Below are 16,149 nucleotides of genomic sequence, written 5' to 3' on the forward strand. Positions count from 1 at the left end.
CATGATCAGCCAGTTCTTCATCCACCGCCCGATCTTCGCGATGTCGCTGTCGCTGTTGATCGTGCTGGTGGGCGCGCTCTCGTACGCCGGCCTGCCCCGCGAGCAGTACCCCAACATCAGCCCGCCGACCGTCACCGTTCAGACGACCTACGTCGGCGCGAGTGCGGCGGTCGTGGCGCAGAACGTGGCGGTGCCGATCGAAGAAGCCGTGAACGGCGTCAGCAACGCCCTGTACATGCAGTCCCGCAGCACCGCCTCGGGACAGTACTCGCTCACCGTGACGTTCCGGCTCGGCACCGACCCGGATGCGGACGCCGTGGCGGTGCAAAACCGCGTGAGCCAGGCGGCGGGCAACCTCCCGGCCGCCGTCAACAACTTCGGCCTCACCGTGCGCAAGGCGTCGCCGAACTTCCTGATGGGCTTCGCCCTCTACTCGCCGCAGGACAGCTACGATCCGTCCTTCCTCGCGAACTACGCCCTCATTCACCTCGTCGACCCGCTGGTACGGGTCCCCGGCGTGGGCGACAGCCTCGTGTTTCCCGCGCGCAGCTACGCGATCCGGGCGTGGCTCAAGCCGGACGCGCTCGCGGCGCTCGGGCTCACGACCGGCGACATCACGAACGCGCTCACGGCGCAGAACACGGTCGCGCCGGGCGGCGTGCTCGGACAGCCGCCGATTCCGAATCCCGACACGCAGTTCCAGTACACGGTCAACACCAACGGCCAGCTCACGGACGCCGCCGAATTCGGGCAGGTCGTGGTGAAGACGCTGCCGGACGGAAGCGTCGTCCGGCTCCGCGACGTCGCCCGCACGGAGCTCGGCACCCAGGACTACGTGACCTACGGCTACTGGAAGACGCACCCCGCGGCGCTGGTGCTCCTGCTGCAGAGCCCCGGCTCGAACGCCCTCCAGGCCTCCCAGGGGGCGCGGGCGGTGATGGCCGGCCTCGCGGAGAACCTGCCGCCGGGCCTCACCTACGACGTGATCTTCGACACGACGAGCTTCATCAACGCGGCGCTCGGCGACGTGCAGCGCACGCTGGTGCTGGCGTTCCTCCTCGTGCTGCTGGTCGTGTTCGTCTTCCTCGGCACCGTCCGCGCGTCGCTGATCCCGATGCTCACGGTTCCGGTGTCGCTGATCGGCGCCTTCGCCGCGTTCAACGCGCTCGGTTTCACGATCAACATCCTGACGATGTTCGCGCTGATCCTGGCGATCGGCCTCGTCGTCGACGACGCGATCGTGGTCGTCGAGGCGGTCGGACGCCACATCGAAGAGGGCCGCGCGCCGGTGGCCGCGGCCGAGCAGGCGATGCGCGAGGTGTCGGGGCCGGTCATCGCGATCGCGCTCGTGCTCGACGCGGTGTTCCTGCCGACCGCGTTCATCGGCGGCATCACCGGACAGCTCTACCGGCAGTTCGCGCTGACCCTCGCCGCGGCCGTGACCATCTCGGCGTTCGTGGCGCTCACCCTGACGCCGGCGCTGTGCGCGCTGCTGCTGCGCGGCCGGGGCGCGCCCCACACGCTGTTCGGACGCCTGCTCGGGGGGTTCGACGCGGGCTTCCGCCGCGTCACCGAGGCCTACATCGGCGGCGTGCGGCGGGCGATCCGCCGGCGGTGGCTGATGGTCGGCGCCCTGGCGCTCATCGGGTTCCTCGCGTTCCAGTTGCTGCGGATCTTACCGTCGACCTTCGTGCCGATCGAAGACCAGGGCTTCTTTGTGTCGGCGTTCCGTCTGCCGGACGGCGCGTCGCAGGCGCGCGCGGAGGAGGTGGCACGCAAGGCGATCCGCGCGGTGCTCGCGATTCCCGGCGTCGCCGGGGCCGCGACGGTCGGCGGCTACGACGTACTAACGCAGTCGATCAACTCGAACACGTTCGCGATGTTCGTGCTGCTGAAGCCGTGGGACGAGCGGCGCACCCGGGACACGCAGCTCTTTCCGATTCTGGTCCGCGCGAACATCGCGTTCTCGCAGTTTCCTGAGGCGATCGGCTTCGCCTTCCCGCTGCCGCCGCTGCCGGGCGTCGGCAACACGAACGGCTTTCAGTTCGTGGTCGAAGACCACAACGGCAACGGCGGCCTGAACCGTCTCGCCCAGGTCACGCAGGGCGTGCTCGGCGCGGCCGGACGCCGGCCGGAGGTTACCTCGCTCTCGACCGGCTTCAGCACATCGGTCCCGCAGTACAGCGTCGACGTCAACCGGGACAAGGCCGGCGCGCTCGGCGTGCCGGTCGACAGCGTCTTTCAGAGTGTGAGCGCGTTCCTCGGGGGACTGCAGATCAACAACGTCAACCTGTTCGGGCGCGTCTACAAGGTGATGATCCAGGCCGAGCCCGCGTACCGGATGACGCCGGACGGCATCGGCGCGATCTACGTCCGCAACAACACCGGCGCGATGGTCCCCCTCAGCACGCTCGTCACCGTGACGCAGGGCACCGGTCCCAACCTCGTGTCGCGCTACAACGGCTATTACGCGGCGGAGGTCGACGGTCAGGCGCCGTTCGGGGCGAGCTCCGCCCGAGCCATCACCGCGATGGAAGGCATCGGCGCGACTCTTCCGGCCGGATACGGATACGAGTGGACCGGCCTCGCGTTCCAGGAAAAGCAGGCCGCGGGGGCGCAGGCGCTGATCTTCATGCTCGCGCTCGTGCTGGTCTTTCTGCTCCTCGCGGCGCTGTACGAGAGCTGGAGCATTCCGCTCAGCGTGATCCTCGGCGTGCCGATCGCCGCGTTCGGCTCGCTCCTCGCCGTGCTGCTGCGCGGGCTCTTTCTGCGCGACGTGCAGAGCGACGTGTACGTGCAGATCGGCCTGGTCATGCTGATCGGCCTCGCCGCGAAAAACGCGATCCTGATCGTCGAATTCGCGAAGGCGCGGCACGAGAAGGACGGCCTGCCGATCATCGATGCCGCCGTCGCCGGGGCGCGGCTGCGATTCCGGCCGATCGTCATGACCTCGCTCGCGTTCGTCTGCGGCGCGCTGCCGCTCGTGTTCGCGAGCGGCGCGGGCGCCAACTCGCGCCACTCGCTCGGCACCGGCGTGGTCGGCGGTATGACGATGGCGACCGCGGTCGGCGTCTTCTTCATCCCGGTGCTCTACGTGCTCATGGCGGGCCGGCGGAGGCCGAGGACACCCGCGGCGGGCTCCGCTTCATCCGCCCTCGGCCAGCCGGGCCACTAGGTCCCGCTCCCGCTCGCCGAGCCACGGCGGAGAGCCGGCCGCGGCGTTCTCGACCGCGTGCGCCTCGTCGGACGTCGCCGGGATGGCGACGTGGCAGCGGCGGTCGCTCAGGACCCATTTCAGCAGCGCCTGCGCCCACGTGGTCACGCCGAACTCCCGCAGCGGCGCCAGTTCCGTCGGCTTCGGCCGGCGACGCATCAGCGCGCCCTCCCCAAACGGCCGCATCACGACGACGCCGAGGCCCAGGTCGGCGGCGCGCGGCAGGATCTCCCGCTCCACGTCCCGCTCGAGCGGATTGTACGGAATCTGGATCGCCGCGATGCGTCCCGTGTCCATCACGCGCCGCAGCTCGCCGAACGCCCTGGAACTGTAGTGCGTCGCGCCGATCGCGGCCACCCTGCCCTCGTCCCGCAGGCGCGCGAGCACGGGCAGGTGCTCCCGCCACGCCACCAAGTTGTGGATCTGATACAGATCGACGCGGCCGCCGAAGTACCCGAGCGCGCGCTCGATCTGGTGCCGGCCCTCCGCGAGGGAGTCCGTCCAGACCTTCGTAAGCACAAAAACGTCCGCGCGGTGGGGCGCGAGCGCGGCGCCGAGGACGCGTTCGGCCTCGCCGTACATCGGCGAAGAGTCGAAAACGCGCGTCCCCGCGCCGGCCGCCGCGTCCACGACCCGCCGCGCGTTCCGCTCGGGGCCGGCGCCGCGCACGTCGAAGGTGCGCCACGTCCCCATGCCGACGACCGGCACGCGAAGACCCGTCCCGCCGAGCACCCGCTCGTCCATCCGCCGCCGCTCACACCTTGAGGTACCACGGCACGCTCATCACGCTGACTCGGTCGCTCCGCCGCAGCAGCAAGAGCGCCCGCAGCAGTTCCGCGCGCTGGTTGTGCAGCGGATAGTGGTACCAGTGCGGCTCGACCAGCTCCGGGATCATGACGACGATCTGCCGGTCGGACTGGACCGCCTCCACCCGGGCGACGTACTCGACGATGGGCAGGGTCACGTACCGGTACGGGGACGGCAGGACCACCAGGTTCGGCGGGCGCACGCCGGCCCGCTGTGCCGGTTCTTCCACGAGGTGCGGCCACCGCCGCTGCAGCGTCTCGCGCCCTTCGCCGGTGTCGACGTGCACCGCGTGCACGTCCGGCGACATGCCGGCCGCAAACCGGAGCGCCTTCTCGGCCGCCCGGTCCCACCCCGCGATCGGAACGATCACGATCGGCGGACGTGGGCCCTCGATCTTGAGCGGCGACGTCGTCGCCGTCTCCGCGCCGACCCGCGCGTAGTGGCGGTGGATCGCCAGCATCAGCGCGACGAGCCCGGGGATCAGGAGCAGCGTCACCCAGGCGCCCTCCGCGAACTTCGCGACCATCACGACGGTCACGGTGACCCCGGTCGCCGCGGCCCCGAGGCCGTTCACGAACATGCCGGCGCGCGCCCGGGGCCCGCCCTGCTTCCGCCAGTGCATCACCATGCCGGCCTGCGAGAGCGTGAACGCGAGAAACGCCCCGACGGCGTAGAGCGGGATCAGCCGGTCGGTCACGCCGCCGAAGAGGATGAGGAGCAGGCCGCAGAGCAGCGCGAGTGTATAGATCCCGTAGGAGTACACGAGACGCCGGCCGCGCAGCACCGCCGCCTGCGGCAGGTACCGGTTCAGCGCCACGGCGCGGGCGACGCGCGGGAAGTCCGCGAACGCCGTGTTCGCCGACAGCACCAAGACGGCGAGGATCGACGCCATCGCGACGTAGTAAAAGGCGCCCCGGCCGCCGACCGCCGCGATCAAGATTGACAGAACACTCTGGTAGCCGGGCTCGCCGGGCGCGGCGGCGCCGATGTGATAGGCGCGGACGAGGTAAGCGATGCCGGCGAGCATGACCATCAGGATCGCGATGATCGCGGTCAGCGTGCGCTGCGCCGACTGCACCACCGGCTCCCGGAAGGCGCGGACGCCGTTGCTCACCGCCTCCACCCCGGTCATCGCGGTGCAGCCGTTGGCGAACGCCTGGAGCAGCAGCCACGCGCTCACCGCCTCGAGCGGCGGATGGAGCGGCGGCGGGGTCTCGACGGGAACGGGGTGGCCGCCCGCGGCAAGGGCCTTCGCCAGCCCCCACGCGATCGCGCCGAGCAGGCTCGCGATGAACACGTAGGTCGGCAGCATGAACACGGTCCCCGCCTGCCGCAGCCCCCGCAGGTTGACGATCGTGATGCCGATCAGGATCACGAGGCACAGGGCCAGGGTGTGCCGCTGCAGCGACGGCACCGCGGAGACGAGCGCGCCCACGCCGGCCGAGATGCCGACGGCCGCCGTGAGCACGTAGTCGATCAGCAGCGCCGCCGCCGCCAGCAGGCCGGCGCGGGCGCCGAGATTGACGCGCGCCACGGTGTAGGAGCCGCCGCCCGTCGGATAGGCGGCGATCGTCTGCCGGTACGAAAAGTACACGATCCCGAGCAGCACGATGATGCTCATGCTGATCGGCATCATGTAGACGAGGCCCGCCGCGCCGAGCGGGATCAGCAGCGTGAGCGCCGCCTCCGGGCCGTACGCGGCCGAACTGAGGGCGTCGAGGCCGAAGATGCCGATGCCGTTTGCGGGCCCGACCCGTTCGGCCCGTTCCTCGTAGGTCGCGAGCGGCCGTCCGAGGAGAATATCCGCGAGAGACATCAGCGCAGGCAATTCAGCAGGCGCGGGGCGAAGCCTCCTCGCGAGAAGCCCCGACGATTGCAGGGGGCCCGAGTGGGCCGGAGGTCCTGCGCCGAACAGGAGGAGGGACGAACAATGCCACGTGAGGATGTTGCGGTTCGCGGAATGCACAAGACCACCGGGTATTCGCACGCCGCCAAAGCCGGCGGGTTGGTCTACGTCGCCGGCCAGATCGCCCAGGACGTCGAGGGCAACCTCGTGGGGCGCGGCGACATCGAGGCCCAGGCGGTGCAGATCTTCGAGAACCTGAAGACCGTGCTGGCCTCCGCCGGCACCTCGCTCGATCAGGTGGTCAAGCTCACCACCTTCACGACCAACGTCGTCTACCGGCAGAAGATCGCGGAGGTACGCGCGCGGTATTTCAAGGACTACTTCCCGCCGAACACCTTTCTCGTCGTGGCGAGCCTCGCCACGCCGGATTACCTGCTCGAGATCGAAGCGGTCGCGGCCTGCCCTTAAGCCATCGCGGGAGGCGGTTCGATGGCGCAGATCCGCCGTGCGGTCGATCAGGATTTTGAGGCGGCGCACCGGCTGCTGGAGCAGCTGATGCCCGCGCCGTCGAACCTCAGGCACGCCATCTGGAGCCGGACGCTCGCCCATCAGGGCTACGCGGCCTGGATCGCGGAGGTCGACGGCCGCCCCGCCGGGTTTATCGACCTGTACGTCTTTCCGGACATCGGGCACGGCCGCGACATCGGCCTGATCAACAATCTTGTCGTCGGCGAAGAGTTCAGGCGCCGCGGCTTGGGCGAGGCGCTGCTGGACGAAACCGTCGGGTACTGCCGGGCGCGCGACGTCGTCGAACTGCATCTGTGGACCGACTTCGACAACGCCGGGGCGCTCGCGCTGTATGCACGCCGTGGCTTTGTCCGGCGCTCGCTCCTCATGGAGCTCGAACTGTGAACGGCGGCGGAACGGCGCCCGCGCCGGATACCATCACGTTCGATTGTTACGGCACGCTCGTCGACTTCGACCTGAACCGCGTCACCCGCGCCATCCTCGGAGACCGCCTACGCATCGACGGCGTGCACGAGGCGGAGTTCCTGGACGACTTCCGCGTGATGCGCTTCCAGGCCGTCCTGGAGCCGTACCGTCCGTACGAAGCCCTCCTCCGCGTCACGCTGGAGCAGGCGATGCGCCTGCACGGCATGCCGTACCGCGGCGCGGACGGCGATGCGCTGGTCGCGGCGGTTCCCGCGTTCGGACCGTTCCCGGAGGTCCCGGGCGCGCTGACGCGGCTCAGAGAGAAGTACCGGCTCGCGATCATTTCGAACACCGACGACGACCTGATCCGGGGCAACGTCGAGCGAATCGGCGTGGACTTCGACTTCGTGATCACGGCGCAGCAGGCGCGCGCCTACAAGCCGCGGCGCGAGGCGTTCGAGTACGCGCTGCGCAGGGTCGGCCGGACGCCCGCGCAGGTGGTGCACGTCGCCCAAGGGTTCGAGTACGACATCATGCCGACGCACGAGTTCGGGATGCGGCGGATCTGGATCAACCGCGGCGGCCGCCGGGGCAGCAGCGCTTTCATGCCCTACGAAGAACTCCCCGACATGTCCCGCCTGCCCACCCTGCTCGGGCTCCCCCCGGCTTCAGTTCCATGAGCGCCGGCGAGTTCCGCGGCGGCCGGTCCGCCGGCTTGAACGAGATCCCGTACTGGATCGACACGGCGCCGGAGTTCCCCGACCGCGCGGGGCGGCCGCTTCCCGACCGCGCCGACGTCGCCGTTGTCGGCGGCGGCCTCACCGGCCTCAATGCCGCGATCGCGCTCGCGCGAAAGGGCGCCGCGACGGTCGTGCTCGAGCAGGGGCGGTTTGGCTCCGGCGCCGCCGGCCGGAACGGCGGCATGTGCACAACGGGGCTGTCGGTCGGACCGGCCACCGCGGTGAAGCGCTACGGCCTCGCAGCCGCCCGCGCCTACCACGATGTGTATCGCGAGGCCGTCGACTTCGTCGAGTCGCTGGTGCGGGCGGAAGGGATCGACTGCCACTTCCGGCGCGCGGGCCGGCTCGGTGTCGCGTGCAAGCCCTCGCACCACGACCGCCAGCGGGCGACCCAGAGGCTCCTGGCCGAGCAGTTCGGCCACGAGATGTTCCTCATCGGCCCGTCGGAGTTGCGGTCGGAGATCGGCTCGAACGCCTACCACGGCGCGCTGCTGGACCCGCTCAGCGCCGGACTGCACCCCGGCAAGTACGTTCGCGGGCTGACCGATGTCGCGGAGCGAGCGGGGGCCCGGCTCCATGAAAACACAAAGGTCACCGGCGTCGGACGCGAACCCGGCGGGCGCTTCCGGATCGCCACCGCGCGCGGCCCCGTGTCCGCGCGACAGGTTCTGGTGGCCACGGACGCCTACACGAGCGGCGTCTTTCCCGCCCTCCGGCGGCGCATGGTCGTCGTCGGCAGCTTCATCGTCGCAACGGAGCCGCTCGGCGAGGCGCGCGCGGCGGAGATCATCCCGCGCGCACGAATGGTGGTCGACACCAAAAATATCGGCCATTACTACCGGCTGACGCCGGACAATCGGCTGCTCTTCGGCGGCCGGGCGCGCTTCGCGCTCTCCAATCCGGGCTCCGACCGGAGGAGCGGCCGCATCCTCCGGCGCGACATGCTGGCGATCTTTCCGCAGCTCGCCGATGCGCGGATCGAATACGTCTGGGGCGGCCACGTCGGTTTCCCCGCCGACCGCATGCCGCACGCCGGCGAGATGGGCGGCCTGTACTACTCGATGGGCTATTCGGGCCACGGTGTGCAGATGGCGTCGCTCATGGGCGCGCGCATGGCCGAGATCATGGACGGACACCCCGAAGCGAATCCATGGCGGAAGCTGCAGGCGCGGCCCTTTCCGACCTACTCGGGCACGGCCTGGTTCCTGCCGTTCGTGGGCGCCTATTACAGTGTAAAGGATCGCTGGGGTTGAAGCGGCCGGAACCGGTCACACGGCCCACCGTGGGAAGGATTAGCGTGGGACCGCCGTTGGGCTAACGTGAAGGGTGGATTCACAACGTCTGGAGGTCCGACCATGAAGGCGACATGGCGCGGAGACGTCATCGCGCAGAGCGAACAGACGCTGGACGTCGGCGGCTACACGTACTTCCCGCGGGACGCCGTCCGCATGGACCTGCTGCGGATCTCACCGAAGACGCCGCACGATCTGGAGTGCCCGCACGGCGTGCAGTTCTACGACGTGGTCAACGGCGCGGCATCGAGCCCGCGCGCTGCCTGGTCTTACGAAGCCCCGCGCGACTCGATGAAGAAGGTCGACCACTGGGTCGGGTTCTGGGAGGACGTCGAGGTCGGCTAAGTTCCCCCCGCGCTAGGCAGTACCGCTTCGGGGCATCACAGGCGCCGTGGAGACGTACACCTGTCCGGCCTGCGGGCACGTGCTGGCGCGCCGGCAGGATGGCCACGGCGTCTTCTGGGACTGTCCGGCCTGCGGCGGCCGCGCGGTCGGCGTCGGCCTGCTGAAGCAGCTGCGCGATCCCGCCCTCGTCACGCGCGCGTGGCTCACGGCTGAATCAACCGCCTCGGGCGGGCGGCCGTGCCCAATGTGCGGGCGGCCGATGCATGTCGTCACCCTCGACGCGCTCCCCAAACTGGAGATCTGCCTTCTCTGCGAATTCGTCTGGTGTGACCCCAAGGTCTACGAGAGTTTGCCGGCGGGCGCCGGGGCGGCCGCCGCGGCTCAGGTCGGGGCGGACACCCCCGCGACGCGGGACTTGCCCGAAGAAGCTCGCGTGATCCTGGCCACGGAGGAGTCTCGACGCATCGCCGAGCGGGGCGCGGGAGCCGACCCACCCGATGCATGGTGGAAGTACGTCGCCGCGTTTTTCGGCATGCCCGTGCGGGACGGCCGGGAGCAGCTGGACCGGCCCCCGTGGGCCACGTGGGGGCTCGTGGCGTTCACCTGTTGCGTCAGCGGCCTGTCGTTCCTCAACCTGCCGCATTGGGTGGCCATGTTCGGGCTCATCCCGGCGCAGGCGCAGCGGTACTGGGGCCTGACCTTCGTCACGTCCTTCTTCCTCCATGCCGGCGTCTTGCACTTGGTCAGCAACATGTACTTCCTCTTGCTGTTCGGAGACAACGTCGAGGAAACGATCGGCGTCGGCCGCTACCTGCCGCTCATCTTCCTGGCCGCCGCGGCGGGCGGTGCGGTCCACGCAACGTTCGATCCCCACCGCACCGTACCGCTCATCGGCGCGTCCGGCGGGATCGCCGGGGTGATGACGTTCTACGCCTGCCAGTTCCCGGGCGTCCGGCTGAAGTTCCTCGTGGGATGGGTCCTCTACGGCCTCTACCGGTGGGTCACCGTACCGACGTGGGGCTTCTTCGCGTTCTGGATCGCGCTGCAGGGCATAGGCGCGATACAGCAGGTGGCCGGCTTCTCCAATGTCTCATCCCTCGGCCACCTGGGCGGCGCCGCCGTGGGCGCACTCTTCTACCTCGAGTGGCGGTTTGTTGGATCTGCCGCCGCGGGGCCCGAGCCGGCCGCCGGCGTTCGCCCGGCTACGGCGAGAGCCAGACCGTCCTGAGCCGCATCATCCCGTCCGGCACTTGAATGAAGCCGTGCACGCGCGTGGATTCCAGCTTGTACTCCTTCGGAAAGAACAGCGGCACGTAGGGGACGTCGTCCGCGAGAATCTCCATGGCCTGGCGGTACGCGCGCCGGCGCTGGTTCATGTCGTTGAGGTACCGCGCGGCGTCGAGGATCGTCTGCATCTTGTCGCCGGTGTAACCCACGTAGTTGAACGAGCCGAAACCCGACTGCGTCACGAACGGGTAGATGTCGAAATCCGGGTCCGGCCGCCCGCTCCATTCGATGACGCCCGACTGCGCCTGCCGGTTCGTCACGTCGCTCACGAAGGTGCCCTGCTCTTCGGTCTTGATCGTGACGCGGATCCCGGCGTCGGCCGCCATCGCCTGGACCGCTTGGGCAAGCGCGACGCGCTGCTGGCCCGGCAGGATGATGAGCGCGAACTCGAAGCCGCCCGGACGGCCGGCCGCCTGAAGCTTCTCCTTCGCCGTGGCGATGCTGCGCGGCGGCAGCTTGAAGCCCGGGTCGTACGCCGCGGTGCCGTTCGGGAACAGCGAGTAGGCGGGATACGCGGCGCCCTGCAGCACGACGTTGGCGATCGCGTTGCGGTCGATCGTCGCCGCGAACGCCTGCCGCAGCAGCTTGTTGTCGAACGGCGGCTTCGTGACGTTGAGCGAGAGCGCCGTCCACGCCATCGCGCCGTGCTCGATGAGTTTGAACCGCGCGCCGGGCGCCGCCGCCTCCTGCGTCAGCGTCTTGACCTGGGGCAGCGGCACCAGATTGATGATGTCGACGTCGCCGGACTTGACGTTGGCGACGCGGGCGTTGTCGTCCGTGATCGGCCGGAAGACGACCTCGTCGACGTAGGGCTCGCCCTTCACCCAGTAGTTGGCGTTCCGGCGCAGCGTGATGTGGTCTTGCGGCACCCGCTCCACCCACTCAAACGGGCCGGTCCCGACGGGATGCTGGGCGAAGTTCGTCCCGGCGGCCCGGGCGGCGGCCGGCGACACCATCATGCCGGCGCGGTCCGTCAGCACGTAGAGCAGCGGGCTGTAGGGCCGCTCGAGGGAGATCACGACCGTGTACGGGTCGGTCGCGGTCACGCCGGTGACCGGCCGGATCTCGCTGCGGCGCACCGAGGGGAACTTCGGGTCGAGCATCCGCTCGAAGTTGTACTTCACCGCTTCCGCGTTGAACGGCGTACCGTCGTGGAACTTCACGCCCTGCCGCAGCTTGAACGTGACGGCCCTGCCGTCCGGCGAGATCGTCCAGGAGGTCGCGAGCATGGGGACGATCGCGAGGCCGGCGTCGGTATCGACCAGCTTGTCGTAGAGGTTCTGGTAGACCTGGCGGTCGACGGCCGACCCGGAGAGATGCGGGTCCATCGTCGGCGGATCGGCGTCGAGCCCGGCCCGCAGCGTGCCGCCGCGCCGGCCGCCCTGCGCAGACGCGATCGTGAGCAGGCCGCCGAGCAGCACGGCGGCCGCCAGGAGCGCACAGATTCTCCGCACTCTGATCCCCTCCCGTGCCCTCAGATGTAGCGGTACGCGACGACCTTAGGCTGCAGGAAGTTGAGCAGATAGTCGGGGCCGCCGGCCTTGCTGTCGGTGCCGGACATGTTGAAGCCGCCGAACGGATGCGTGCCGACCATGGCGCCGGTCGACTTGCGGTTCAGGTAGAGGTTGCCGCACATGAATTCGCGCCGGGCCTTCGCGAGCTTCTCGGGATTGAGGGTGTAGACGGAACCCGTGAGCCCGAAGGCGGTCCCGTTGGCGATCCGCAACGCGTCGTCGAAGTCCCGCGCGGGGATCGCGGCGACGACGGGGCCGAAGATCTCTTCCTGGGCGATGCGCGCGTCCGGCGCGACGTCCACGAACACGGTCGGCGCGACGTAGAAGCCGCCGTCTCGCGCACGCCCGCCGCCGGTCGCCAGCCGGCCTTCGCGCCGCCCGACTTCGACGTATTCGAGGATCTTGCGCTCCGCCGCCGCGTTGATGACCGGCCCCGCGGGAAAGTTCTCCGGCCCCGGGCCGATCTCCAGCGCCCGCGCGCGTTCGACGATCATCTCCGTGAGACGGCCGTAGGCGCGCGGCGTCGCGACGACCCGCGAGCCGGCCGAGCACTTCTGGCCCTGATAGCCGTAGGCGGAGGCGATGACGCCGGCGGTCGCCGCGTCGAGGTCCGCCTCGTCGTCCACGATGATCGCGTTCTTGCCGCCCATCTCGGCGATGATGCGCTTGAGCCAGATCTGGCCGGGCGGCGTCTTCGCCGCCCGCTCGAAGAGATGCGTCCCGACTTCCTTCGAGCCGGTGAACGCGATCATCCGGACCTTCGGGTGCGAGGCGAGCGCCTCGCCGACGACGCCCCCGGAGCCGGGAATGACGTTGAGGACGCCCGGCGGCAGCCCGGCTTCGCGCAGCGCGTCGACGACCTGGTATGCGGTGGCGACGGAGTCGCTCGCCGGCTTCATCACGACCGTATTGCCGGACGCGATCGCACCGATCGTCATGCCGGTCGGAATCGCGAGCGGGAAGTTCCACGGCGAAATTACGGCGACGACGCCGAGCGGGATATACTGGTACTCGCTCATTTCGCCGGCGAGGGGAGGCAGCGCCGGGCCGTGCGCGTACCTCAGGCTCTCGCGGGCGTAGTACTCGAGGAAGTCGAGCGCCTCGGCCACGTCGGCGTCGGCCTCGGTCCAGTTCTTGCCGACCTCGAAAGACATCCACGCCGCGGCGCGGAGCCGCCGGTGACGCAAAATCGCGGCCGCGCGCAGCAGCAGCGCGCACCGCTCCTCCGCCGGCACCCGCTGCCAGGACTCATACGCGCGCAGCGCCGCCTGAACCGCCTGCTCGACGTGGTCGCCCGTCCCCTGCTGCACGACGGCGACGGTCTGGTCCGCCTGCGACGGGTTGATCGAGCGAAACGTCGCCCCGGACCGGACCTCCCGGCCGTCGATAAGGAGCGGAAACTCGCGGCCGAGCTCGGCGCCGACGCCCCGAATGGCCTGCTCCATCGCCTGGCGCCCGGCCGGCTGGGCGAAATCGGTCAGCGGCTCGGTTCGAAACGGCGAGACGGTCATCGGCATCGCGGCACCCCCCTAGACGCGCGCGGCGTACGGCGACAGCGCTTTCGCGATGCGGTCCAGACCCGCCTTGATCCGGTCCATCGAGGTCGCGTACGAGAGACGGAGGAACCCCGGCGCCTCGAACGCCTCGCCGGGCACCACCGCGACGTGCGCCTCGTCGAGCAGCCGTTCGGAGAGCGCGAGCGACGTCGCCGGAGCGCCCGCCCGGCCGAGCAACTCCTGGACGTCGGGGAAGGCGTAGAAGGCGCCGCGCGGCATGCCGCAGCGGACGCCCGCGATCTCGTTGAGCCGTCCGACGACATAGCGGCGCCGCCGGTCGTATTCCGCGACCATCTCTTCCAGGTTGACGTGGGCCACGAGCGCGTGGAGCGCCGCCTTCTGCGAGATCGAGCTGGGGTTGCCGGCGAGGTGGCCCTGGAGCGCGATGATGCCGTCGGCGATCTCCCGGGGCGCGGCCGCGAACCCGATGCGCCAGCCCGTCATCGCGTAGGTCTTGGACATCGAGTTCAGCAGTATGATGCGGTCGCGCGCGGCGGGCCAGGCGCCCGGCACACAGATGTGATGGGCGCCGTCGTAGACCATGCTCTCGTAGATCTCGTCGCTCAACAGGTAGAAGCCGTGCCGCTCCGAGAGGCGCACCACGCCCTCGAGCGTCTCCCGATCGTAAATCGCGCCGGTCGGATTGTGCGGGGACGTCAGGATGATCGCGCGGGTGCGGGGCGAGACGAGCGCCGCGACGCGGTCGGGAAGCGGCTGCCAGCCCGAGGCGGCGTCGGTCGGCACGAACACCGGCCGGGCCCCCACCAGCCGCACCTGCTCCGCGTAGGAGACCCACGCCGGGATCGGGATCAGCACCTCGTCGCCCGGCTCGCAGATCGCCTGCAGCGCGAAGTAGAGCGCGGGCTTGCCGCCGGCCGTGATCACGACCTCGTCGGCCGCGTAGGTCGCGCCGTAGGTCTCCTTGAGGTGCGCCGCCACCGCGCTGCGCAGTTCGGGAATGCCCGCGGGTCCGGTGTACTTCGTGAAGCCCTCACGGATCGCCGCGATCGCGGCGTGCTTGACCGAGTCCGGCGTGTCGAAGTCCGGCTCGCCCGCGGCGAAGCTGAGAACGTCCACGCCCTGGCGGCGGAGCCGGCGGGCCCGGTCGTCCATCGCGATGGTCATGGACGGGGTGATGGCGCGCACTGCCTCGGAAAGGTGCATCGAGTGCCCTCCCTGCAGCCTGCTGATCTATCGCTATTCTCCGCGGGTGCGACCGCTCCCTCACCTCGTCAGGCGGCCGCCCGAAGGTCGGCGGCCCGGCGCCGGAACGGCAGCCGCCCCGCCCCGGCCCGCACCAGCCCGACGAGGCCCGGCGGATAGATCCGCATCACCGCCAGCACGACGAGCGCGAAGATCACCATGCGGATCTGCCCGTACGCGCGCAGCGCTTCGGAGACCACCTCGACCGTCACCGCCCCGACGACCGGCCCCGCGATCGTCCGCTGGCCGCCGAGAATCACCATGATGATGATCAGCGCCATCTCGTCGAACTTCATCGCGACGGGGCTGAGCAGTCCGATGTAATGGCCGTAGAGTGCGCCGGCCGCGCCCGAGGCGCTGCTGGCGACGGCGAATGCGAAGCGCTTCCAGCGCACGGTGTTGACCCCCGCGGCCCGTGCCGCGCCCTCGTCGTCCCTGATCGCGCGGAGCCGGTAGCCGGTGGGGGTGCGCAGCAGCCAGGCGACGCCGCAGACGGCCGCCACCGCGGAGACGAGAAACACCTCGTAGTACGGCGCCGGCCCGGCGCCCGGAAACAGCTTCGGCACGGCCAGCCCGAGGTCGCCGCGGGTGATCCCGTATTCCATCGAGACCGCGACCCTGGTCGATTCTGCGAAGGCCCACGTCGCCAGCGCGAGATACAGCGTCCGCAGGCGCAGCGTCACGCTGCCGAGGGCAAAGCCGACCGCGCCGGCCAGCGCGGCGCCGGCGGCCACCCCGAGCGGAATGGGGAGACCGGTACGCAGGACGAGCAGCGCGGAGGCGTAGGCGCCGATCCCGGCAAAGACATGGTGGGCGAGCGAAAAGAGGCCGGTGTAGCCGGCAAGCAGGTTCCACGACGAGGCGAGCACGACGTAGTAGAGCGCCGCCGTCAGCACGTGGACGTGGTACGAGCCGAGGACGAGCGGCAAGAGCGCCGCCGCGACGAGCCCCGCGGCGCCGAGGGCGCCGCGCGTCGCGTTCACGCTTCGCGCAGCCGTTCGCCCCACAGCCCGGTCGGCCGCAGCGCGAGAATCAGCAGGAGCGCCCCGAACCCGTAGACGTCCCGGAACGACGGCGACAACAGGACGGAGCCGAGGCTCTCGACCAGACCGAGCAGCAGACCGCCGACGACGCTGCCGGGCAGCGAGCCGAGCCCGCCGATCACGATGATCTCAAAGCCCTTGACGGTGCTGAGCGCGCCGCTCTCCGGGAAGACGAGAAACACCGGCGCGAGCAAGGCGCCCGCGGCTCCGGCCAGCCCCACTCCGATTCCGAACGCCAGCATGTCGATCCGGCCGAGATCGATGCCCGCGGCAATTGCGCCGAGCCGGTTCTGCGCGACGCCGCGCAGGGCGAGGCCGAACCACGTCCGCCGCACGACGAACGCGAACAGGCCGAGCAGGATCACCGCC

14 protein-coding genes are annotated in these 16,149 nt (G+C 70.1%); 7 read left to right on the plus strand and 7 right to left on the minus strand.

Going from position 1 to position 16,149, the window contains the following annotated elements; genetic code table 11:
• Position 1 precedes the first annotated feature (1 nt).
• Positions 2–3,175: an efflux RND transporter permease subunit gene (locus VFL28_09705; protein ID HET7264935.1), complete on the plus strand. Its 3,174-nt coding sequence runs from the start codon at positions 2–4 to the stop codon at positions 3,173–3,175.
• On the opposite strand, the gene VFL28_09710 is transcribed toward VFL28_09705, so the two are convergent.
• Together VFL28_09710 and VFL28_09715 are read right to left on the minus strand one after the other, a co-directional pair.
• Complete coding sequence (locus VFL28_09710) at positions 3,146–3,958, minus strand: aldo/keto reductase (GenBank protein ID HET7264936.1); 813 nt, start codon at positions 3,956–3,958, stop codon at positions 3,146–3,148. The genes VFL28_09705 and VFL28_09710 overlap by 30 nt on opposite strands.
• Before the next feature lie 10 nt (positions 3,959–3,968).
• Positions 3,969–5,837 (minus strand): amino acid permease, encoded by a 1,869-nt coding sequence (locus VFL28_09715; GenBank protein ID HET7264937.1) that lies wholly within the window; start codon positions 5,835–5,837, stop codon positions 3,969–3,971.
• Between the two features lie 114 nt (positions 5,838–5,951).
• Between VFL28_09715 and VFL28_09720 the strand changes: the two genes are divergently transcribed.
• From VFL28_09720 to VFL28_09745, 6 genes are all read left to right on the plus strand, one after another.
• The gene (locus VFL28_09720; protein ID HET7264938.1) at positions 5,952–6,335 is read left to right on the plus strand and encodes a RidA family protein; all 384 of its coding nucleotides are present in this window, start codon (positions 5,952–5,954) and stop codon (positions 6,333–6,335) included.
• Between the two features lie 21 nt (positions 6,336–6,356).
• A complete protein-coding gene (locus tag VFL28_09725; protein HET7264939.1) occupies positions 6,357–6,779 on the plus strand; it encodes a GNAT family N-acetyltransferase in 423 nt (140 codons plus the stop codon).
• Positions 6,776–7,480, plus strand: coding sequence for a haloacid dehalogenase type II (locus VFL28_09730; GenBank protein ID HET7264940.1), 705 nt, complete (start codon positions 6,776–6,778; stop codon positions 7,478–7,480). Before VFL28_09725 ends, VFL28_09730 begins: the two co-directional genes overlap by 4 nt.
• A 35-nt stretch (positions 7,481–7,515) precedes the next feature.
• Positions 7,516–8,793 carry an FAD-binding oxidoreductase gene (locus VFL28_09735; GenBank protein HET7264941.1) on the plus strand — a complete coding sequence of 426 codons (1,278 nt, stop codon included), beginning with the start codon at positions 7,516–7,518 and terminating at the stop codon, positions 8,791–8,793.
• Positions 8,794–8,895: 102 nt separating this feature from the next.
• Positions 8,896–9,177: a DUF427 domain-containing protein gene (locus tag VFL28_09740; GenBank protein ID HET7264942.1), complete on the plus strand. Its 282-nt coding sequence runs from the start codon at positions 8,896–8,898 to the stop codon at positions 9,175–9,177.
• Between the two features lie 46 nt (positions 9,178–9,223).
• Positions 9,224–10,405, plus strand: a complete 1,182-nt coding sequence (locus VFL28_09745) for a rhomboid family intramembrane serine protease (GenBank protein ID HET7264943.1) — start codon at positions 9,224–9,226, stop codon at positions 10,403–10,405.
• On the opposite strand, the gene VFL28_09750 is transcribed toward VFL28_09745, so the two are convergent.
• From VFL28_09750 to VFL28_09770, 5 genes are all read right to left on the minus strand, one after another.
• Positions 10,380–11,918 carry an ABC transporter substrate-binding protein gene (locus VFL28_09750; GenBank protein HET7264944.1) on the minus strand — a complete coding sequence of 513 codons (1,539 nt, stop codon included), beginning with the start codon at positions 11,916–11,918 and terminating at the stop codon, positions 10,380–10,382. The two genes, VFL28_09745 and VFL28_09750, sit on opposite strands and share 26 nt — an antisense overlap.
• Positions 11,919–11,938: 20 nt before the next feature.
• A complete protein-coding gene (pruA, locus tag VFL28_09755; GenBank protein ID HET7264945.1) occupies positions 11,939–13,495 on the minus strand; it encodes an L-glutamate gamma-semialdehyde dehydrogenase in 1,557 nt (518 codons plus the stop codon).
• A 12-nt stretch (positions 13,496–13,507) separates the two neighbouring features.
• Positions 13,508–14,698 (minus strand): pyridoxal phosphate-dependent aminotransferase, encoded by a 1,191-nt coding sequence (locus VFL28_09760; GenBank protein HET7264946.1) that lies wholly within the window; start codon positions 14,696–14,698, stop codon positions 13,508–13,510.
• Positions 14,699–14,766: 68 nt separating this feature from the next.
• Complete coding sequence (locus VFL28_09765) at positions 14,767–15,720, minus strand: branched-chain amino acid ABC transporter permease (GenBank protein ID HET7264947.1); 954 nt, start codon at positions 15,718–15,720, stop codon at positions 14,767–14,769.
• Positions 15,717–16,149: branched-chain amino acid ABC transporter permease (locus tag VFL28_09770; GenBank protein HET7264948.1), on the minus strand; the 433-nt coding region annotated here is incomplete at its 5' end. The genes VFL28_09770 and VFL28_09765, both read right to left, overlap by 4 nt.

The sequence above is a fragment of the bacterium genome, assembly GCA_035691305.1.
Classification (GTDB): Bacteria; Sysuimicrobiota; Sysuimicrobiia; order Sysuimicrobiales; family Segetimicrobiaceae; genus DASSJF01.

Bases quoted from the DNA above. Each gene is read 5' to 3' on its own strand.
- VFL28_09705 (HET7264935.1), top strand. From the start codon at position 2: ATGATCAGCCAGTTCTTCATCCACCGCCCGATCTTCGCGATGTCGCTG.
- VFL28_09710 (HET7264936.1), bottom strand. From the start codon at position 3,958: ATGGACGAGCGGGTGCTCGGCGGGACGGGTCTTCGCGTGCCGGTCGTC.
- VFL28_09715 (HET7264937.1), bottom strand. From the start codon at position 5,837: ATGTCTCTCGCGGATATTCTCCTCGGACGGCCGCTCGCGACCTACGAG.
- VFL28_09720 (HET7264938.1), top strand. From the start codon at position 5,952: ATGCCACGTGAGGATGTTGCGGTTCGCGGAATGCACAAGACCACCGGG.
- VFL28_09725 (HET7264939.1), top strand. From the start codon at position 6,357: ATGGCGCAGATCCGCCGTGCGGTCGATCAGGATTTTGAGGCGGCGCAC.
- VFL28_09740 (HET7264942.1), top strand. From the start codon at position 8,896: ATGAAGGCGACATGGCGCGGAGACGTCATCGCGCAGAGCGAACAGACG.
- pruA (HET7264945.1), bottom strand. From the start codon at position 13,495: ATGCCGATGACCGTCTCGCCGTTTCGAACCGAGCCGCTGACCGATTTC.
- VFL28_09760 (HET7264946.1), bottom strand. From the start codon at position 14,698: ATGCACCTTTCCGAGGCAGTGCGCGCCATCACCCCGTCCATGACCATC.